The 22,767-nt window shown below is 72.6% G+C and carries 1 protein-coding gene (only partly in view); it reads left to right on the forward strand.

The genetic code is table 11. The features are described 5' to 3' along the window. Positions 1 to 22,767 carry the 5' portion of a type I polyketide synthase gene (locus J2Z30_RS51140; protein ID WP_281062796.1) on the forward strand. 7,740 nt of this gene lie beyond the right edge of the window, so only the first 22,767 of its 30,507 coding nucleotides appear in the window; its start codon is at positions 1 to 3; its stop codon lies off the right edge, out of view.

A 22,767-nucleotide genomic window follows, 5' to 3' on the forward strand; every position in this document is an offset into this window, starting at 1 on the left:
ATGCCTTCCGAGTACCATGGCCGTCATGACAACGTTGTAGCGGTGGTGGGCGTCGCCTGTCGGCTGCCCGGCGCGGACAACCCGACGGCATTCTGGGAACTTTTGCGGCACGGCGTCGAGGCGGTCGGAGCAGCCTCCGGCGATCGTCTTCCCGCCGATCCGACGGCACCGGCGCAGGGCGGCTTCCTCGGCCGGATCGACGAGTTCGACGCCGGCTTCTTCGGGGTCCCGCCGGCCGAGGCCCACGCCATGGATCCTCAGCAGCGCCTCGTCCTGGAGTTGGCCTGGGAGGCGCTTGAAGAGGCCGGTATCGTCCCGGCCTCTCTGCACGGCACCACGACGGGCGTCTACCTCGGTGTGATGGGTGACGACTACGCCCGGCTGACCTTGGGCGACCCGGACGGCCCGAGCGCGTACAGCGCCACCGGCGTCTACCGCAGCATCATCGCCAACCGGGTCTCGCACTTCCTCGGCGTGCACGGCCCCAGCCTGACCGTCGACGCCGGACAGTCCTCGTCGCTGGTCGCCGTCCACTTGGCCGTCGAGAGCCTACGGCGCGGCGAGTGCGACACGGCGCTCGTCGGCGGCGTCAGCCTCATCGCCGACCCGGACAGCGGCCGACTCACCGCCCGGATGGGCGCGATGTCACCCGACGGCCGCTGTTACGCCTTCGACGAGCGGGCCAACGGATTCGTCCGAGGCGAGGGTGCCGGTCTGGTCGTCCTCAAACGGCTGAGCGCGGCGATAGCCGACGGCGACCGGGTGCTCTGCGTCATCCGGGGCAGCGCCATCAACAACGACGGCGACGGTGAGCGCCTGACCGACCCGAGCGCGGCGGCCCAAGAGGCGCTGCTGACCAGCGCTTACCAGCGGGCCGGGGTGACGGTCGGCGACGTCCAGTACGTGGAGGCGCACGGCACCGGCACCCGGGTCGGCGATCCGGTCGAGGCGGTCGCGCTCGGTGCCGCACTGACCCGGCAGCGGCCGGCGGACGCCCCGCTGCGGATAGGCTCGGTGAAGACGAACATCGGCCACCTCGAGGGCGCGGCCGGCATCGCCGGACTGATCAAGACAGTGCTCTGCATCGCCCACCGGGAACTGGTGCCCAGCCTCAACTTCGAGCGGCCGAACCCGGCGATCGCGTTGGACGAGCTCGGTCTGGGGGTCCAGCGGGAGACCTCCCCCTGGCCCCGCCCGCAGGACGAGCTGATCGCGGGGGTCAGCTCATTCGGCATCGGTGGCACGAACTGCCACGTCGTCCTGGGCGAGTGGACCGCGCTGGCGCCGACCGCGTCGGCGCCGGCCGCGTCGGACCGTCCCGAGCTCGGTGTCCTTCCGCTGGTCGTCTCCGGAGCAACCGACGCGGCCCTGTCCGCCCAGGCCGCGCGCCTCGCCACGCACCTCGATCGGCCGGAGCCGCCCGCAGCGGACCTGCCGGAGCTGGCGCACGCGCTGGCCACCACGCGCACCGCGTTCGCGCACCGCGCCGTCGTGATCGCCCCCGACCGCCAGGGATTAGTCACCGGTTTGACCGCCATCGCGGACAACCGCGCTCGCCGCGGCGTCGTCCGTGGCACGGCCGGCGCCGCCGGCACCGCGTTCCTCTTCTCCGGGCAGGGCAGCCAGCACGTTCGGATGGGCCTCGAACTCGCCGCCGCGCATGAGGCGTACGCCCGCGCCTTCGCCGAGGTCGAGAGGGTCATGGATCCCCACCTCGACCACTCCCTGGCCGAGATCCTGCACGACCCCGACCTGGTCAACGAGACCGCCTACAGCCAGCCCGCCCTCTTCGCCGTCGAGGTCGCGCTGTTCCGCCTCTACGAGAGCTGGGGCATCGCCCCGGACCTGCTGGGCGGGCACTCCATCGGTGAGCTCGCGGCCGCGCACGTGGCCGGCATTCTGAGCCTGGACGACGCCTGCACGCTGGTTGCCGAGCGCGGCCGGCTCATGCAGGGCCTCCCGGACGGCGCCATGCTGTCGCTGCGCGGCGAGGAGCATGAAGTACGCACGTTCCTCGAGTCGGCGGCGACGGACGTCTCGATCGCCGCCCTCAACGGTCCGGTCAGCACCACCCTCGCCGGAAGCCGCGACCAGCTCACCGACCTGGCCGAGCGCTGGCGCGCCGACGGTGGCAGATACCAGTGGCTGGAGGTGAACCGGGCCTTCCACTCTTCGCACACCGACCGGATTCTCGACGAGTTCCGTGAGGTCGCGGAGCGTCTCACCTACGCCCGGCCGCGCATTCCGGTCGTGTCCAACGTAACCGGGCGCGTCGTCACCGGTGACGAGATGAGCTCGGCCGACTACTGGGTCCGGCACATCCGGCAGACCGTACGGTTCCTCGACGGCATCCGGGCCCTCGACGAGGCCGGCGTCACCACGTTCGTCGAGCTCGGCCCGGACACGGTGCTGTCCGCGATGGGCCGGACCTGTCTGCCCGGCCGTGACGCCGTGTTCGTCAGTGTGCTTCAGGCCCGGCAGCCGGAGACGCGGTCCGTGATCGCCGCTCTGGCCGAAATGCACGTCCGAGGCGTACGGATTGACTGGAACGCCGTGTTCGGCGCGTCCCCGGCTGCCCACGTGCCCCTGCCGACGTACGCGTTCCAGCGCTCCCGCTACTGGCTCGGCTCAGCGGCCGAGCCGGAGCCGGACGCGACCAGTTCCGCCCTCGACCGGCGGATGGCCGGGCTGGCACCGACCGAACGTACGCTGGTCATGCTCGACTTGGTGCGTGAGCACGCTGCCGCCGTGCTCGGCCACGACGATCCGGGTGCGGTCGCCCCGACGCTCGCCTTCCACGACCTGGGTTTCACCTCGTTCACCGGTGTCGATCTGGGTACCCGCCTGGCCCGAGCGGCCGGAGTGGCGCTGTCGCCGACCGCGGTCTTCGATTTCCCGACGCCGCAGGCGCTGGCCGAGCATCTGGTGCGGCTGGGGTCGGGTATGAATAGGACGGCCGGTGAGGTGGTTCGGCCGCGGTCGGTGGGTGAGCCGGTCGCGATCGTGTCGATGGCGTGCCGGTTCCCGGGCGGAGTGTCTTCGCCGGAGGACTTGTGGCGGCTGGTGTCCGAGGGCGTGGACGCGGTCGGTGGTTTCCCGGCCGATCGCGGCTGGGAGACGGAGTCGGCCGGGTATGCGCGGGTGGGTGGTTTCCTGTCCGGTGCTGCCGACTTCGACGCGGAGTTCTTCGGGATCTCGCCGCGTGAGGCGGTGGCGATGGACCCGCAGCAGCGACTGCTGCTCGAGGTGTCGTGGGAGGCGCTGGAGCGGGCCGGCCTGGACCCGGCCGCGATGAAGGGTACGGACGCCGGGGTCTTCGCGGGGCTGTACTCGCAGGATTACGCCTCGCGGCTGCCGGAGGGTGACGCGGGCGGCTTCCGGCTGACGGGGAACACGTCGAGCGTGGCGTCCGGCCGGGTGGCGTACACGTTCGGTCTTGAGGGTCCTGCGGTCACCGTGGATACGGCGTGTTCGTCGTCGTTGGTGGCGATGCACCTGGCGGCGCAGGCGCTGCGCAACGGCGAGTGCTCGCTGGCGCTGGCCGGTGGTGTGACGGTGATGGCCACCCCGGGGATGTTCACGGAGTTCGCGGTGCAGGGCGGGCTGGCGGCCGACGGGCGGGTCAAGGCGTTCTCAGCCGCTGCCGACGGCACCAACTGGGCCGAGGGTGTCGGGGTGGTGGTGCTGGAGCGGCTGTCGGAGGCGCGGCGGCTCGGGCATCCGGTGCTGGCGGTCCTGCGGGGCAGTGCGGTGAACCAGGACGGGGCGAGCAATGGCCTGACCGCCCCGAATGGTCCTTCGCAGGAGCGGGTGATCCGGCGGGCGCTGGCCGATGCCCGGCTTTCCGCTTCGGACGTGGATGTGATTGAGGGGCACGGGACGGGGACCACGCTCGGGGACCCGATCGAGGCGCGGGCGCTGCTGGCGACGTACGGGCAGGGGCGGCCGGAGGACCGGCCGCTGTGGCTGGGATCGCTGAAGTCGAACATCGGGCACGCTCAGGCCGCGGCCGGCGTGGCCGGTGTCATCAAGATGGTCGAGGCGATGCGGCACGCGACGCTCCCGGCGACCCTGCACGCTGGTGAGCCGTCGCCGCATGTGGACTGGACGGCCGGCGAGGTACGCCTGCTGACGGAGGCGCGGCGGTGGGAGGCGGAGGGCCGTCTGCGGCGGGCCGGAGTCTCCGCGTTCGGGATCAGCGGCACCAACGCTCACATGATCCTGGAGCAGGCGCCGGAGGCGGTTCCCGCGCGATCCGCGCCGGCCCGTCCGGTGGTGACGGGCGGTGTGATGCCATGGGTGCTGTCGGCGCGGTCGGACGCGGGGTTGCGGGCGCTGGCGGGCCGGTTGGCGTCGGGTGTCCCGGCCGGGGCCGGTATCGCGGATGTGGCGGGGTCGCTGGCGGGTTCGAGGGCTGGGCTGGAGTTCCGGGCGGTGGTGCTCGGTGCCGACCGTGCGGAACTGGACGAGGGCCTGACGCGGGTGGAGCCGGTCGGGGCGGCGGCCCGGGGTCCGGTGGCGTGGGTGTTCCCGGGGCAGGGGTCGCAGTGGACCGGCATGGGCCAGGAACTGGCCGATTCCTCCCCGGTGTTCGCGGGCGTGCTTGACGAAGTGTGTGCGGTGGCGGATCCGTTGTTGGGCCGCTCGTTGCGGGAGGTGATGTTCTCCGGCGTCGAGGTGCATCAGACCGGCTTCACCCAGGTGGCGATATTCGCGTTCGAGGCCGGGTTGGCGGCGGTGGTGCGGGCGGCGGGCTCGGAGCCGGATTTCGTGGCCGGTCACTCGGTGGGTGAGGTGACGGCTGCCTATGTGGCTGGGGCGGTCACGCTCGAAGACGCGGTGCGGCTGCTGGTCGCGCGGGGCGCGTTGATGCAGGCACTGCCGCCGGGCGGGGTAATGGCGGCGGTGCAGGCCGGCGAACATGAGGTGGACCTGTCCGGCCTGGAAGACCGGGTTGCCGTGGCGGCGGTGAACGGTTCGTCGGCAGTGGTGCTGTCGGGGGATGAGGACGCGGTCGAGGTCGCCGTCGGGCGGCTGGAGGGCCGTAAGGTGCGCCGGCTCGAGGTCAGCCATGCGTTCCATTCCCCGTTGATGCGTCCGATCGCTGCTGATCTGGCGCAGGTGGTGGCCGGAATCCGGTTCGCGGAGCCGCGGGTTCCACTGGTGTCGGCGGTCACCGGGGCTGTAGCGGATGCGGGCGTGCTCCGTGATCCGGAGTACTGGGTGGAGCAGGCGGTGGGCACCGTCCGTTTCCACGACGCCGTCCGTTATCTGCACGAGCGTGGCACGGCCGGGTTCTTGGAGGTCGGCCCCGACCGGGTGTTGTCGGCCGTGGTTCACGGCGGTGGCGACAGCGGGGTGTGGGCGGTCGGCCTGGCCGAACGGGGAAACGCCGGGGCTCGTCGTCTGCTGGCCGGTCTGGCCGAGGCATGGGCTCATGGCGCGGCGGTGGACTGGACCCGCCTGATCCCGGTCGGCCGTCCGGTGGTGTTGCCGACGTATCCGTTCCAGCACCGCCGCTATTGGGCGGCCGGCCGGGCGGCATCGGGGTCGGGCCACCCCGTGGTGGGCGAGGGCGTGCCACTGGCGAGCGGTGCCGGGACGGTGTTCGCGGGGCGGCTGGCGGCTGATCCGCTGATCGACGGGTCGATGGCGGTGGCCGAGCTGGCGATGTACGCGGCGGGGCAGGCCGGTTGGCCGGTGCTCGAGGAGCTTGAGTTCGAGCAGGTGCCGGCGCCGGAGGGTCCGGTGCAGGTACAGGTGAGCATCGCGGGACAGCGGTTGGAGGTGTACGCGCGTCCGTCCGCCGCGGGCGAGTGGGTGCGGTACGCCAGCGCGGTCGTCTCGGAGCAGATCCGGCCGGTGCCGGACTACGCCGGCGATGAGGTGGCCGTGGAGGTGCCCGACGCGGCCGGCTACGCGATTCATCCGGTGTTGCTGGAAGCCGCGCTGAACCTGGGCCCGGATGAGGTGCCGTCGCGGTGGGAGGGTGTCCGGCTGCACGCGGCCGGGGCTCGGGAACTGCGGGTCCGCGTAGGCGCGTCGGGTTTGCTCGCGGTGGATGGTGACGGACAGCCGGTCCTGGAGATCGCGCGGATGACCTCGCGTTCGGCTCCCCGGGGCGGGCCGGTCCACGGTGATCTGCTCGGCCTGCGTTGGGAGCCGGCGTCGGCGGGCGAGGTGGACCGGCTCGCGGCGGTGGGGTGGACGGTGATCCGGCCGGGCGAGAGCGTCCCCCCGGCGGGCGGCGAGCCGGTGACCGTGGCCGCGGTGTGTGCGGGCGAGGATCCGCTGGACTGGGTGCTCGGCGTTGTGCAGGAGTGGACGGGCGAGGATCGGCCGGCCGGGTCCCGGCTGGTGGTGGTGACTCGGCAGGCGGTGGCGGCTGGTCCGGGTGACATGGTTTCCGGCCTGGTTCAGGCACCGGTGTGGGGTCTGGTGCGGGCGGCCCGTGGTGAGCACCCCGGCCACGTCTTGGTGCTGGCCGACACCGACACCGACGACCTGGCCCCGCTGGCCGCCTCGGTGGTCGGCGGTGACACGGAGGTGGCCGTTCGCCGCGGCGAGGTACGCGTACCCCGGCTGCGCCCGCTGCCCGCCACCGCGCTGCCCGAATGGCCCACTCTGGGCGGCACGGTTCTGGTCACCGGCGGCACCGGCACGCTGGGCGGTCTGGTCGCCCGGCACCTGGTGGAGCGGCACGGCGTCCGGGACCTGGTCCTGGCCAGCCGGTCCGGCGCGGGCGCGCCGGGTGTTGACGGTCTGGTGGCCGACCTGGAAGCGGCCGGGGCCCGGGTGCGGGTCGTGGCCTCGGATCTGGCCGATCCCGACGCGGCCGACGCGCTGGTCGCGGGCATCCCGGACCTGGTCGGGGTGGTGCACGCGGCCGGAGTGCTGGCCCCGGAGACGGTGCAGGCGCTGACACCGGAAGGGCTCGGGCGTACGCTGCGGGCGAAGGCCGTTTCGGCGTGGCGGTTGCACGAGGCGACCCGCGGCCTGGACCTGCGGCTGTTCGTGCTGTTCTCCTCTCTGTCCGGGCTGCTGAGCACGGCCGGCTTCGGGGCGTATGCCGGGGCCAACGTCTATCTGGACGCGCTGGCCGCGCGTCGGCGGGCGGAAGGGCTGCCGGCGGTGTCGATCGCCTGGAGCATGTGGGAGCAGACCAGCGCGCTGACCGAAGACCTGCCCGTGGTGTACGCGGACCGGCTGACCCGTGGCGGCGGCGTGGCACTGGAGACCGGGCACGCGCTGAGCCTGCTGGATGCCGCGGTGGTGAGCCCGGAACCGGTGGTGGCGGCCGGGCTGGACATCGCCGCGGTGCGGGCCGCGCTCGCCGCCGGGCTGCCGCTGTCTCCCGTGCTGCACGCCCTCGGCCGCCCCCGGCGGCGCGCGGTCACGGCCGGCACCGGCCCGACGGGTGAGCTGGCCGGCCGCCTGGCCGAGACGCCCGGGGCCGAACACTCCCGGCTCGTGCTCGATCTGGTCCGCCGGCACGCCGCCGCGGTGCTCGGCCACGACGATCCCGGTTCGATCACGCCTGCGCTGCCCTTCCACGATCAGGGCTTCACCTCGTTCACCGGTGTCGAATTCGGCAACCGCCTCATGAGGGCGACCGGAGTGGCGCTGTCGCCGACCGCCGTCTTCGACTACCCGACGCCGCAGGTGCTGGCCGAGCACCTGGTCGCCCAGGCGACCGGCGTGGCCGCGCAGAAGAAGAAGATGGAGTCGGCGCGGTCGGTGGGTGAGCCGGTCGCGATCGTGTCGATGGCCTGTCGCTATCCGGGCGGGGTGTCCTCGCCGGAGGACTTGTGGCGGCTGGTGTCCGAGGGCGTGGACGCGGTCGGTGGTTTCCCGGCCGATCGCGGCTGGGAGACGGAGTCGGCCGGGTATGCGCGGGTCGGTGGTTTCCTGTCCGGTGCTGCCGACTTCGACGCGGAGTTCTTCGGGATCTCGCCGCGTGAGGCGGTGGCGATGGACCCGCAGCAGCGGTTGCTGCTCGAGGTGTCCTGGGAAGCGCTGGAACGGGCGGGCCTTGACCCGACCGGGCTGCGCGGTTCCGACACCGGGGTCTTCGCCGGACTGTCCGGCCAGGACTACAGCTCGCGGCTGTCCGACAGCGACGCGGGCGGTTTCCGGCTGACGGGGAACGCGTCGAGCGTCGTCTCCGGCCGGGTGGCGTACACGTTCGGTCTTGAGGGCCCGGCGGTGTCGGTCGATACGGCGTGTTCGTCGTCGCTGGTGGCGATGCACCTGGCGGCTCAGGCGCTGCGGAACGGGGAGTGCTCGCTGGCGCTGGCCGGTGGCGTGACAGTGCTGGCGACGGAAGGGGTGTTCGCGGAGTTCGCGGCGCAGGGCGGCTTGGCGTCCGATGGCCGGTGCAAGCCGTTCTCGGCCGCGGCCGACGGTACGGGCTGGGGCGAAGGCGTCGGCGTGGTGCTGCTGGAGCGTCTGTCGGAGGCGCGGCGGCTCGGGCATCCGGTGCTGGGTGTGTTGCGGGGCAGTGCGGTGAACCAGGACGGGGCGTCCAACGGCCTGTCGGCCCCCAACGGCCCGTCGCAGGAACGCGTCATTCGCCGCGCCCTGGCCGATGCCCGGTTGACCCCGGGCGATGTGGACGCTGTCGAGGGGCACGGGACGGGGACCACGCTCGGGGACCCGATCGAGGCGCAGGCGTTGCTGGCGACGTACGGGCAGGACCGGCCGGAGGAGCGGCCGTTGTGGCTGGGGTCGGTGAAGTCGAACATCGGCCACACCCAGGGGGCGGCCGGGGTGGCCGGTGTGATCAAGATGGTCGAGGCGATGCGGCACGGGACGCTCCCGGCGATGCTGCATGCCGATGAGCCGTCGCCGCATGTGGAGTGGTCGGCCGGCGAGGTGCGGCTGCTGGCCGAGGCTCGTCCTTGGGAGCCGGCGGACCGTCCGAGGCGGGCCGGGGTGTCGTCGTTCGGCATCAGCGGCACCAACGCCCATGTGATTCTCGAAGAAGCCCCCGCTGCTTCGGTCGTGGTCCCGTCGGCGGAGCCGGTGGTGACCGGCGCCGTGGTGCCGTGGGTGTTGTCGGCGCGCTCGGGCGCGGGGTTGGCGGCGCTGGCGGGGCGGCTGGTGTCGGATGTCCCGGCCGGGGTCGGCATCGGGGACGTGGCGGGGGCGCTGGCGGGGGGCCGCGCGGGGCTGGAGTACCGGGCGGTGGTTCTGGGTGTTGACCGTGCGGAGCTGGACGAGGCGCTGACGCGGGTCGAGCCGGGTGGACCGTCGGTTGCTGGTGGCGGTGTGGCCTTCGCGTTCCCGGGTCAGGGTTCGCAGTGGATCGGTATGGGCCGTGAGCTGCTGGCCTGTTCGCCGGTGTTCGCCGAGTTCGTGGCCGAGTGCGAGCAGCTGGTGGACTTTCCGCTGCGGGACGCGCTGGTGTCGGGGGTGGGGCTGGACCGGGTGGAGGTGGTCCAGCCGTCGTTGTTCGTGATGATGGTCGGCCTGGCCAAGGTGTGGGAAGCGGCGGGAGTGGTCCCGTCGGCGGTGGTGGGCCATTCGCAGGGTGAGGTCGCTGCCGCGTGTTTCGCGGGCGCTCTGTCGTTGGAGGACGCCCTCGGTCTGGTGACCGCGCGCGGCCGGGCGTTGGCGGCGCTGGCGGGTACGGGCGGGATGTTGTCGGTTGCGGCGGCTCCCGAGGTGGTCGAGGGCTTGCTGCCGGACGGGTTGCGGATCGCGGCGGTCAACGCCGCGGCGCAGGTCGTGGTTTCCGGTGCGCCGGAGCCGTTGGACGCGTTGGCGGCGCGGTGTGATGCGGCCGGGATCCGGGCCCGTCGTGTCGATGTGAATTACGCGAGCCATCACCCGTTGGTGGAGTCGGTGCGGGACGACCTGTTGGCGGTGCGGGTATCGCCGCGGGCGGGTCGGGTGCCGTTCTATTCGGCGGTGACCGGCACCGTGGTGGACACCGAGGGCCTGGATGTCACGTACTGGTGGCGGAATCTGCGGGAGCAGGTGCGGTTCGCGCAGACCGTGGCGGCGGTGCCGGTGGCCGGGTTCGTGGAAGTGAGCCCGCATCCGGTGTTGGTGCCGGGTATTGAGGGTCGTTGGGCGGTTGGGTCGCTGCGCCGCGACGACGGTGGGCAGCGGCGCCTGTTGGCTTCGTTGGGTGAGGCGTGGACTCATGGTGCGGCGGTGGACTGGGCCCGCCTGACTCCGGTCGGCCGTCCGGTGGTGTTGCCGACGTATCCGTTCCAGCACCGTCGTTATTGGGCGTCGGGTGGCGGGACGGGCCGGGGCGACGCGGGTCATCCGCTGTTGCAGTCGGCGGTGCGGCTGGCCGAGGACGCCGGCTGGGTTCTGTCGGGGCGGGTGTCGGCGGGGACGAGTCCGTGGCTGGCTGATCACACGGTCTCGGGAACGGTGCTCGTGCCCGGGGCGGCGCTGGCCGAGCTGGTGCTGAATGCCGGGGACCGTGTCGGGCTGCCCGCGATCGGGGAGATCGCGTTCGAGCAACCCCTGGTCTTGAACGGCAGCCCGATTGACCTTCAGGTGTCGGTGGAGGGCGGTCGGGCGGCCGTGTTCTCCCGTACCGGGGAGCAGTGGACCCGGCACGCGACCGCGACTCTGGCCGATCCGGCCGGGACGGTGGAAGGCCTCGAAGGGCAGTGGCCCCCGGCCGGTGCGCAGCCGCTGCCGGTCGGCGACGCCTACGAGGCCATGGCGGGTCGCGGGTACGAGTACGGGCCGGTGTTCCGTGGCCTGCGGGCGGCCTGGCGGCTCGGCGAGGATCTGTACGCCGAGGTGGAGCTCCCCGCCGGGGATGCTCAGGACGGGTTCGCGATCCATCCGGCGTTGCTGGACTCCGCCTTGCACGTGATGGTCGTGGCCGCGGAGGACGGGGACAGCCACGGGGTGCTGCTGCCGTTCGCGTGGCGGGATGTGCGGTTGCACGCGACGGGGGCGTCCGCGCTGCGGGTGAGGTTGAGCCCGGCCGGCCCGGACGCGTTCTCTCTGCTGGCTGTCGATGGTGAGGGCCGGCCGGTGGTGTCGGCCGCCGCGATGATCTCCCGGCCCGCCGACACCAGCCGGCTCGCCGACCCCAGCGCGGGTGTGGGCTTGCTGTCACTCGAATGGGCACCGCTCAGCCTCGGCCCGGCACCGGAGCAGGCCTGGATCCAGGTCGGCCCGGAACTCGACCTGCCCGAGGCGACGGACGAGCCGCTGTTCGCCTTGGCCGAGCCGGCGGACTTGCCCGGCGGGCTGGGCCTGGTGCAGGCGTGGCTGGGGGCTGGGTATCCGGCGGGGTCGCGGTTGGTGGTCCGTACTCGTGACGCGGTCGCCGCGGCTGACGGTGACATGGTCGCCGGGCTGGAGTCGTCGGGGGTGTGGGGGCTGGTGCGGTCGGCGCGGTCCGAGCACCCGGATGCGGGTCTGGTGCTGCTCGACGACGACGGGCGCCCCGAATCGGCCGGGATCACCGACGCAGCGCTGGCCACTGGGGAGAAAGAGCTCGCGTTGCGGGCGGGGGCGGCGCTGATGCCCCGCCTGCGCCCGGTGTCGGCCGCGCCCGAGCTGCCGACCGGTGCGGGGGCATGGCGGCTGCAATGGGCCGCCGGCGGTGACCTGGACGAGACGCGGGTGGTTCCGGCCCCGGACGCCGAGCGGCCGCTGGGTCCCCATGAGGTCCGTATCGCGGTCCGCGCGGCCGGCGTGAACTTCCGCGACCTGTTGTCGGCGCTGGGCATGCTGCCCAACGACACCCGGCCACCGGGCAGCGAGGGCGCTGGGGTAGTGGTCGAGGTCGGTTCCGAGGTGCACGACCTGGTGTCCGGCATGCGCGTGATGGGGATGTTCCAGGGATTCGGCCCGCTGGCGGTGGCCGACGCGCGGCTGATGGTGCCGGTGCCGGACGGGTGGAGCGACGTCGAGGCGGCAGCGATACCGATCGTCTACCTGACGGCCTATCACGCGCTGTTCGACCTGGGCCGGGTGCGTTCAGGGGATCGGGTGCTGATCCACGCGGCGTCGGGCGGGGTCGGCATGGCGGCGGTCCGGCTGGCGATGGCGGCCGGGGCCGAGGTGTTCGCGACGGCGAGCCCGGCCAAGCAGGCCGCGGTGGCAGAGCTGGGCGTGACGCACATCGCTTCGTCGCGTACGGCGGATTTCGCGGCCGAGTTCGGCCAGGTCGACGTCGTGCTGAACTCGTTGACCGGCGAGTTGCTGGACGCCTCGCTGGGGATGCTGGCTGACGGCGGAAGGTTCGTCGAGCTGGGCAAGACTGACATCCGTGATCCGCGGCAGGTCCCGTTCGACGTGGCGGATCTGGACCCGGACCGGCTCGCTGAGATGTGGCAGCGGGTCCTGAAGCAGGTCGAGCCGCTGCCGGTCACGGTGTGGCCGGCAGCCCAGGCGGGTGCGGCGCTGCGGTTCATGAGCCAGGCCAGGCACGTGGGCAAGATCGTGTTGCGTCTGCCCGGCACGGGCGACGGCGCGGTGCTGATCACCGGCGGGACCGGAACGCTGGGTGGTCTGGTCGCCCGGCATCTGCTGGACCGGCACGGGGTTCGGGATCTGGTGCTGGCCAGCCGGTCGGGACCGGAGGCGCCCGGCGCGGCCGAACTCGCCGCCGAGCTGGAGGCGGCCGGGGCGCGGGTGCGGATCGTCGCGGCGGACTTGTCCAACCGCGCTGCGGTCGACGCGCTGGTGGCGGGCATCGCGGATCTGTCCGGGGTGGTGCACGCGGCCGGGGTGCTCGAGGACATGCCGGTGACCTCGGTGACCCGCGAGTCGCTGGCCCGGGTGCTGGCCGCCAAGGCCGAGACGGCCTGGCACCTGCACGAGGCGACGCGGGATCTGGACCTGCGGATGTTCGTGCTGTTCTCGTCGCTGGCGGGGCTGCTCGGCAATCCCGGACAGGGCAACTACGCCGCGGCTAATTCCTGTCTGGACGCCCTCGCCGCGCACCGTACGGCCCTTGGGCTGCCGGCGGTGTCCATCGCTTGGGGTCTGTGGGAGCAGCGCAGTGCCATGACCGGTGCGCTGGCCGAGGTTGACCGGGCCCGGCTGGCGCGTGGCGGTGGTGTGGTGCTGGGCACGGAACAGGCACTGGGCCTTCTGGACCGGGCGCTGAGCATCGGCCGGCCAGTGGTGGCGGCGGGCTTGGATGTGGGCGCGGTCCGGGGCGCCATCGCCGCAGGGACGCCGGTACCGACGGTGCTGCTCGGCCTGGGCCGTCCGCCACGTCGCGCCATCGCGGCCGCCACGGGATCGACCAGCGTGCTGGGCCGTCGCCTGCTGGGCCTGGGCGAAGCTGAGCGGTTGCTTGTCCTGCTGGATCTGGTGCGTGAGCACGCGGCGGTGGTGCTGGGCCACGGTGATGCGAGCGGCGTGGAGTCCGGGCGGGCGTTCCGGGATCTCGGCTTCGACTCGCTGACGGCGGTGGAGTTGCGGAACCGGCTGGCCGCGGCGGCCGGGCTGACGCTGCCGGCCACGCTGGTCTTCGACTACCCCACGCCGCAAATGCTGGCCGATTACCTGCTGGGGCGGGTGACCGGTGCGGTCCCGGCCGCGGTGGAGGTCGCGACCGCGTCACGGTCGGTGGGTGAGCCGGTCGCGATCGTCTCGATGGCGTGCCGGTATCCGGGTGGGGTGGCCTCGCCGGAGGACTTGTGGCGACTGGTGTCCGAGGGCGTTGACGCGGTCGGTGACTTCCCGGCGGACCGCGGCTGGGAGACCGAGCCTGCCGGGTACGCGCGGGTGGGCGGATTCCTGTCCGGCGCGGCCGACTTCGACGCGGAGTTCTTCGGGATCTCGCCGCGTGAGGCGGTGGCGATGGACCCGCAGCAGCGACTGCTGCTGGAGGTGTCCTGGGAGGCGCTGGAACGGGCTGGCTTCGACCCGACCGGGCTGCGCGGCTCCGACACCGGGGTCTTCGCCGGTCTGGCCTTCCAGGGCTACGAATCGCGGCTGTCCGACAGCGACGGCAGCGGTTTCCGGCTGACCGGAAACACGACGAGTGTGGCGTCCGGCCGGGTGGCGTACGCGTTCGGCCTGGAGGGTCCGGCGGTCACGATCGATACGGCGTGCTCGTCCTCGTTGGTGGCGATGCACCTGGCCGCTCAGGCGTTGCGGAACGGGGAGTGCTCGCTGGCGCTGGCCGGGGGCGTGACGGTGATGGCCACCCCGGGGACGTTCGCGGAGTTCGCGGTGCAGGGCGGGCTGGCGTCGGACGGGCGGTGCAAGGCGTTCTCGGCCGAGGCGGACGGCACCGGCTGGGGTGAGGGTGTCGGTGTGCTGGTGCTGGAGCGGCTGTCGGAGGCGCGGCGGCTCGGGCATCCGGTGCTGGCGGTGTTGCGGGGCAGTGCGGTGAACCAGGACGGCGCCAGCAATGGGCTGTCGGCTCCCAATGGTCCGTCCCAGGAGCGCGTCATTCGGCGGGCCCTGGCCGATGCCCGGCTGACCCCGGGCGGTATCGATGTGGTCGAGGGGCACGGGACCGGGACGGCACTCGGGGACCCGATCGAAGCGCAGGCGTTGCTGGCGACCTATGGGCAGGAACGGTCGCAGGAGCGCCCGTTGTGGCTCGGGTCGGTGAAGTCCAACATCGGCCACACTCAGGCCGCCGCCGGCGTGGCCGGGGTGATCAAGATGGTCGAGGCGATGCGGCACGAGACGCTGCCCCCGACTCTGCACGCCGATGAGGCATCGTCGCATGTGGACTGGTCAGCCGGGGACGTGCTGCTGCTGAACGAGTCGCGGTCCTGGAAGGCCAATGGACGGCCGCGCCGGGCCGGGGTGTCGTCGTTCGGGATCAGCGGCACGAACGCCCACGTGATCCTCGAAGAAGCCCCCGCCGAGCCGGTCGCGGCCCCGTCGGCGGAGCCGGTGGTGACCGGTGGCGTGGTGCCGTGGGTGCTGTCGGCGCGGTCGGCCCCGGCGCTGCGGGCGCTGGCCGGCCGGCTGGCCTCGGATCTCCCCGCTGGGGCCGACATCGCGGACGTGGCGGGGTCGCTGGCGCGGGGCCGGGCCGGCCTGGAGTTCCGGGCGGTGGCGCTGGGCGCTGACCGGGAGGAACTGGCCGGCGCGCTGGCGGCGGTGGAGACGGCCGGGACGGTCACCCGGGGTCCGGTGGCGTGGGTGTTCCCGGGCCAGGGGTCGCAGTGGACCGGTATGGGCCGTGAGCTGGCGGAGTGTTCACCGGTGTTCGCGGGCGTGCTGGACGAGGTGTGTGCGGTGGCGGACCCGTTGCTTGGCCGCTCGCTGCGGGAGGTGATGTTCTCCGGCGCCGAGGTGCATCAGACCGGATTCACCCAGGTGGCGGTCTTCGCGTTCGAGGCCGCTTTGGCCGCGGTGGCGCGGGCGGCGGGTTTGGTGCCGGACTTTGTCGCCGGACACTCGGTGGGTGAGGTGACGGCTGCCCATGTGGCTGGGGCGGTCACGCTCGAGGATGCGGTGCGCCTTCTGGTGGCGCGGGGTGCGTTGATGCAGGCGCTCCCCCCGGGCGGAGTGATGGCGGCGGTGCGGGCCGGTGTACACGAAGTGGATTTGACCGGTCTGGAGGACCGGGTCGCGGTGGCGGCGGTGAACAGTTCGTCGGCGGTGGTGCTCTCTGGTGACCGGGAAGCGGTCGAGGAGGCGGTAGGCCGCCTGGCGGACCGGAAGGTGCGTTGGCTGGAGGTCAGTCATGCGTTCCACTCTCCGTTGATGCGCCCGATCGCTGGTGAGCTGGCACAGGTGGTGGCGGGGATCCGGTTCGGGGAGCCGCGGGTGCCGCTGATATCGGCGGTCACCGGCGGTGTGGTCGGCGCGGACGTGCTGGGCGACCCGGGGCATTGGGTCGAGCAGGCGGTGGGTACGGTCCGCTTCCACGACGCCATCCGCTACTTGCATGGGCGTGGCACGGCTGGGTTCCTTGAGATCGGCCCGGACAGAGTGTTGTCGGCCGTGGTCTACGACGGCGGCGGCAGCGGGGTGTGGGCGGCCGGCCTGGCCGAACGTGAAAACGCTGGGGCTCGTCGTCTGCTGGCCGGTCTCGCCGAGGCGTGGACTCATGGCGCGGCGGTGGACTGGACCCGTCTGATCCCGGTCGGCCGTCAGGTGACGCTGCCGACGTATCCGTTCCAGCACCGCCCCTATTGGGCGTCGGGTGGCGGGACCGGGCGGGGCACCGCGGGTCATCCGCTGTTGGACAGCGCGGTGCGGCTGGCCGAGGACGCGGGCTGGGTGTTGTCGGGCCGGGTGTCGGCGGGGACGAGCCCGTGGCTGGCTGATCACGCCGTGTCGGGGACGGTGCTGGTGCCCGGGGCGGCGCTGGCCGAGTTGGTGCTGTACGCCGGGGATCGGGCTGGGCTGCCGGCGATCGGGGAGATCACGTTCGAGCAGCCGATAGTGCTCAACGGCCACGGCCCGGTCGATTTCCAGGTACGGGTCGACGGGGACAGGGCGAGCGTCTTCTCCCGTACGGGAGAGCAGTGGATCCGGCACGCCACTGCCACCCTGGCCGACCCGGTCGGGACGGTGGCCGGCCTGGACGGGCAGTGGCCTCCGGCCGGGGCAGAGCCGCTGCCGGACGTGGACACCTACGAGGTCATCTCGGCGCGGGGGTTTGACTACGGGCCCGCGTTCCGTGGCCTGCAGGCCGCCTGGCGGCTCGGTGAGGACCTGTACGCCGAGGTGGAACTCCCCGCCGCCGTGGGGGAGGGGCAGGACGGGTTCGCGATCCACCCGGCGCTACTGGACGCGGTCCTGCACGCCCTCATCGCCGCCGGGAACGGCAACGGGGTGCTGTTGCCGTTCGCGTGGCGGGACGTGCGGTTGCACGCGACCGGTGCGTCGGCGCTGCGGGTCCGGCTGAGCCCGGCCGGGCCGGACGCTGTCTCTCTGCTGGCCGTCGACGGCGAAGGCCGGCCGGTGGTATCGGCCGCCGCGATGATTTCCCGGTCCGCCGACATCAGCCGGCTGGCCGCCCCCGGCCAGGCCGCGGGCGCCGGCTTGCTGGCTCTGGAATGGGCACCGGTCAACCCCGGACCCGAGCCGGAGCGGCTGCCGGTGCGGGTGGGATCCGAACGGGACCTGCCCGAGATGACGGATGAGCCGCTGACCGCCTGGGCTGAACCGGCGGACGTACCCGCGGCTCTGGCCCTGGTGCAGGGCTGGCTGGCGGCCGGCTACCCGGTCGGCTCACGCCTGGCGGTCCGCACCCGTGACGCGGTGTCGGCGGTGGACGGGGACACCGTGGCCGGGCTGGAGTCGGCGGGGATCTGGGGCCTGGTCCGGTCGGCGATGGCCGAGCACCCGGATGCGGGCCTGGTGCTGCTCGATGTCGACGGCCGTCCCGAGTCCGAGGCGATCGCCGACGCGGCCACGGCCACCGGGGAAAGGGAAATCGCCGTGCGTGGCGGGGCGGTTCTGGCGCCGCGGTTGCGACCAGTACCAGTCGGCCGGTCGACCATCGGGCCCGCCCTCGACGGCACGGTGCTGATCACTGGTGGGACCGGAACGCTCGGCGGCTTGGTCGCCCGGCACCTGGTGGACCGGCACAGCGTGCGGGACCTGGTATTGGTCAGCCGTTCCGGACCGGACGCGCCCGGCGCCACCGAACTCGCTGCCGAACTGGAGGCGACCGGCGCACGAGTGCGGATCGCGGCCGCGGACCTGTCCGGCCGTGCCGCGGTGGACGCGCTGATGGCGGATACCCCGGATCTGGCCGGGGTGGTGCACGCGGCGGGAGTCGTCGAGGACATGGCGGTGACCTCGCTGGGCCCCGCGTCGCTGGGCCGGGTGCTGGCCGCCAAGGCCGAGACGGCCCGGCACCTGCACGAGGCGACGCGGGATCTGGACCTGCGGATGTTCGTGCTGTTCTCGTCGCTGTCGGGACTGCTGGGCGGCGCGGGGCAGGCCAACTACGCGGCGGCCAACACCTACCTGGACGCTCTCGCCGCCCGCCGGACGGCCCAGGGGCTGCCCGCCGTCTCGATCGCCTGGGGCCTGTGGGAACAGGCCAGCGCCATGACCGGTGCGCTGACCGCCACCGACCGGGCCCGGCTGGCCCGCGTCGGCGGTGTGGCCCTGCCGACCGAGCAGGCACTTGGCCTGCTGGACCGGGCGCTGAGCGCGGGCCGACCGGTGGTCGCGGCGGGACTGGATGTGGGCGCGGCCCGCGACGCGACCGCGGCCGGGACGCCGCCGCCGTCGGTGCTGCGTGACTTGGTCCGTGCGCCCCGCCGGACGGCCGCGGGCGGGCAAGGCGCGAGTACCTTCGCCCGCCGCCTGCTGGGCCTGGGCGAAGCCGAGCGGTTGCTCGTCCTGCTGGATCTGGTACGCGAACACGCCGCCGCCGTTCTCGGCCACGGTGATGCGAGCGGTGTGGAGTCGGGCCGGGCGTTCCGGGATCTGGGCTTCGACTCGCTGACAGGGGTGGAGCTTCGTAACCGGCTGGCCGTTGCGGCCGGATTCGCGTTGCCGGCCACGCTGGTCTTCGACTACCCGACGCCGCAGGTGCTGGCGGAGTATCTGCTGGCCCAGGCGACCGGTGCGGCCCCGGCCGGTGCCGAGGTCGTTCCGGTGTCGCGGTCGGTCGATGAGCCGGTCGCGATCGTGTCGATGGCTTGCCGTTACCCCGGTGGGGTGGCCTCGCCGGAGGATCTGTGGCAGCTGGTCGCCGACGGCGTTGACGCGGTCGGCGACTTCCCGGCCGACCGGGGCTGGGAGACGGAGTCGGCCCGATACGCGCGGGTGGGCGGTTTCCTGTCCGGTGCGGCCGACTTCGACGCCGAGTTCTTCGGGATCTCGCCGCGTGAGGCGACGGCGATGGACCCGCAGCAACGACTCCTGCTCGAAGTGTCCTGGGAAGCCCTGGAGCGGGCCGGCCTGGACCCGGCCGCTATGAAGGGCACGGACACTGGCGTCTTCGCGGGCTTGATCGGCCAGGACTACGGTTCCGCGCCGGGCGGCGAGGGCTACCGACTGACGGGCAAGATGTCCTCCGTGGCGTCGGGGCGCGTGGCGTACGCGTTCGGCCTGGAGGGTCCGGCGGTCACGATCGATACGGCGTGCTCGTCGTCGCTGGTGGCGATGCACCTGGCCGCGCAGGCGTTGCGGAACGGCGAATGTTCGGTGGCGCTGGCCGGGGGCGTGACGGTGATGGCGACGCCGGAGGTGTTCGCGGAATTCGCCCTGCAGGGCGGGCTGGCGTCGGACGGGCGGTGCAAGGCGTTCTCGGCCGGAGCGGACGGCACCGGCTGGGGTGAGGGCGTCGGGATGCTGGTGCTGGAGCGTTTGTCGGAGGCGCGGCGGCTCGGGCATCCGGTGCTGGCGGTGTTGCGGGGCAGTGCGGTGAACCAGGACGGGGCGTCCAACGGCCTGTCGGCGCCGAACGGTCCGTCGCAGGAACGGGTGATCCGGCGGGCCCTGGCCGATGCCCGGCTTTCCGCTTCGGATGTCGACGTGGTCGAGGGGCACGGGACCGGGACGGCGCTCGGGGACCCGATCGAGGCGCAGGCGTTGCTGGCGACGTATGGGCAGGACCGGTCGGAGGAGCGGCCGTTGTGGCTCGGGTCGGTGAAGTCGAACATCGGGCACACTTCGGCGGCGGCCGGTGTGGCCGGTGTGATCAAGATGGTCGAGGCGATGCGGCACGAAATGCTGCCGCCGACACTGCACGCGAGTGAGGCGTCGCCGCATGTGGACTGGCCGGCCGGGGACGTACGGCTGCTGACCGAGGCCCAGCCGTGGGAGTCCGCCGGGCGTCCGCGACGGGCCGGGGTGTCCTCGTTCGGCATCAGCGGCACGAACGCACACGTGATCCTTGAGCAGGCTTCCGCTGAGCCGGTGCGGACCCGGTCGGCGCTGCCGGTGGTGACGGGTGGTGTGGTGCCGTGGGTGTTGTCGGCGCGGTCGGATGTGGCGCTGCGGGTGTTGGCTGATCGGCTGGTGTCGGTTGTCCCGGCTGGGGTCGACATTGCCGATGTGGCGGGGTCGTTGGCGGCGTCGAGGGCGGGGCTGGAGTTCCGTGCGGTGGTGCTGGGTGCTGACCGTGAGGAGTTGGAGCAGGGTCTGGCGGTCGTTGAGGCGGCTGGACCGGCGACCAGCGGTCCGGTGGCGTGGGTGTTCCCGGGTCAGGGGTCGCAGTGGACTGGTATGGGTCGTGAGCTGGCGGAGTGTTCACCGGTGTTCGCGGGCGTGTTTGACGAGGTGTGTGCGGTGGCGGATCCGTTGTTGGGTTGCTCGTTGCGGGAGGTGATGTTCAGTGGGGTTGAGGTGCACCAGACGGCGTTTACGCAGGTGGCGGTGTTTGCGTTTGAGGCTGGTTTGGCGGCGGTGGCGCGGGCTGCGGGTTTGAAGCCGGATTTTGTGGCTGGTCATTCGGTGGGTGAGGTGACGGCGGCGTTTGTGGCTGGTGTGCTGACGCTTGAGGATGCGGTGCGGTTGTTGGTGGCGCGGGGTGCGTTGATGCAGGCGTTGCCGTCGGGCGGGGCGATGGCGGCGGTGCAGGCGGGGGAGCATGAGGTGGATTTGGCCGGTCTGGAGGGCCGGGTTGCGGTGGCCGCGGCGAACAGCTCGTCGGCGGTGGTGCTCTCCGGAGACCGGGAGGCGGTCGAGGAGGCGATAGGGCGGCTGGCGGGTCGGAAGGTGCGTTGGCTGGAGGTCAGCCATGCGTTCCATTCTCCGTTGATGCGTCCGATTGCCGATGAGCTTGCACAGGTGGTGGCGGGGATCCGGTTCGGGGAGCCGCGGGTGCCGTTGGTGTCGGCGGTGACCGGGGGCGTGGCCGATGCGGTGGTGCTGGGTGACCCGGGTTATTGGGTGGAGCAGGCGCTTGGCACGGTCCGGTTCCACGATGTCGTCCGCTTCCTGCACGCTCGCGGGACGGCCGGGTTCCTGGAGATCGGCCCGGATAGGGTCCTGTCGTCTGTGGTCCATGATGGTGGGGCGCAGGTGTGGGCGGCGAGTCTGGTCGAGCGTGATGATGCGGGGGCTCGTCGTCTGTTGGCGGGTCTGGCTGAGGCGTGGGTTCATGGGGCGGGGGTGGACTGGGCGCGTCTGGTTCCCCAGGGCGGCCTGGTCACTTTGCCGACGTATCCGTTCCAGCACCGCCGTTATTGGGCGTCGGGTAGCGCGATGGGTCGGGGTAGTGCCGGGCATCCGTTGTTGGAGAGTGCGGTGCGGTTGGCTGAGGATGCGGGTTGGGTGTTGTCGGGGCGGGTGTCGGCCGCGACGAGTCCGTGGCTGGCGGACCATGCGGTGTCGGGGACGGTGCTGGTTCCCGGCGCGGCGTTGGCGGAGTTGGTGCTGCACGCCGGTGACCGGGCGGGGCTTGCCGCGATCGGGGAGATCACTTTCGAGCAGCCTCTTGTCCTCAACGGCGGCCCGGTCGATCTGCAGGTATCGGTCGAGGGCGGCCAGGCGGCCGTGTTCTCCCGTACCGGGGAGCAGTGGACCCGGCACGCCAGCGCGACTCTGGCCGACCCGAGCGGGACGGTCGCGACCCTGGACGGGCCGTGGCCCCCGGAAGGCGTGCAGCCACTGCCCCTTGATGACGCTTACGAGGTCATGGCGGCTCGCGGATACGAGTACGGGCCGATGTTCCGTGGTCTGCAGGCGGCTTGGCGGCTCGGTGAGGATCTGTATGCCGAGGTCGAGCTGCCCGCAGAGGATACCCAGGACGGGTTCGCGATCCACCCGGCTCTACTGGACGCCGCTCTGCACGTCCTGATCGCCGCCGCCGAGGACGGTGGTCCCATCGGGTTGCCGTTCGCGTGGCGTGATGTGCGGTTGCTTGCGACGGGTGCGTCGGCGTTGCGGGTGCGGTTGAGCCCGGCCGGGTCGGATGCGTTTTCTCTGCTGGCCGTCGATGGTGAGGGTCAGCCGGTGGTGTCGGCGGCGGCGATGGTTTCCCGTCCGGCCGATGCCAGCCAGCTCGCCGGGCCTAGTACGGGTGCGGGGCTGCTGTCGCTGGAATGGGCGCCGTTGAGCCTGGGGTCAGCATCGGAGCAGGCCTGGGTGCGGGTGGGCCCGGAGCTGGATCTGCCTGAGGTGGCGGACGAGCCGGTGCTTGCCTGGGCTGAGCCCGCGGATCTGCCCGGGGCGCTGGCCCTGGTGCAGGCGTGGCTGGAGGCCGCGTATCCGGCGGGGTCGCGGCTGGCAGTCCGTACCCGTGACGCGGTCGCGGCCGCGGCGGGCGACACCGTGGCTGGTTTGACGGGGTCTGGGGTCTGGGGTCTGGTGCGGTCGGCGATGGCCGAACATCCGGACGCGGGCCTGGCGTTGCTCGACGACGATGGCCGCCCCGAATCCGCTGAGGCCGTCGCCGCCGCCCTGGCTACGGGGGAAAAGGAACTGGCCTTGCGGGCGGGTGCCGTGTTGGTGCCTCGCCTGCGCACGGTTCCGGGCAGGTTGGAACTCCCGCAGGGTCCGGGAGCGTGGCGCCTGGAGTGGGCTGCCGGCGGGAACCTGGACGGGGTACAGGCGGTTGCGGCCCCGGATGCCGAGCGGCCGCTGGGGGCGTACGAGGTGCGGGTCGCGGTCCGCGCGACCGGGGTGAACTTCCGCGACGTGCTGAAGGCCCTGGATATGCTCCCCGCCGACTCCCGGCAACCGGGCGGCGAGGGTGCCGGGGTCGTGGTCGAGGTCGGCCCCGAGGTGACCGGTCTGGTGCCCGGCATGCGGGTGATGGGATTGTTCCCGTGGTTCGGATCGCTCGCGGTGGCCGACGCGCGGCTGATGGTGCCGATCCCGGACGAGTGGAGCGATGTCGAGGCGGCGGCAGCGCCGATCGCGTACCTGACCGCCTATCACGCG

It is taken from the genome of Streptomyces iranensis (assembly GCF_017874715.1).
Classification (GTDB): domain Bacteria; phylum Actinomycetota; class Actinomycetes; order Streptomycetales; family Streptomycetaceae; genus Streptomyces; species Streptomyces iranensis.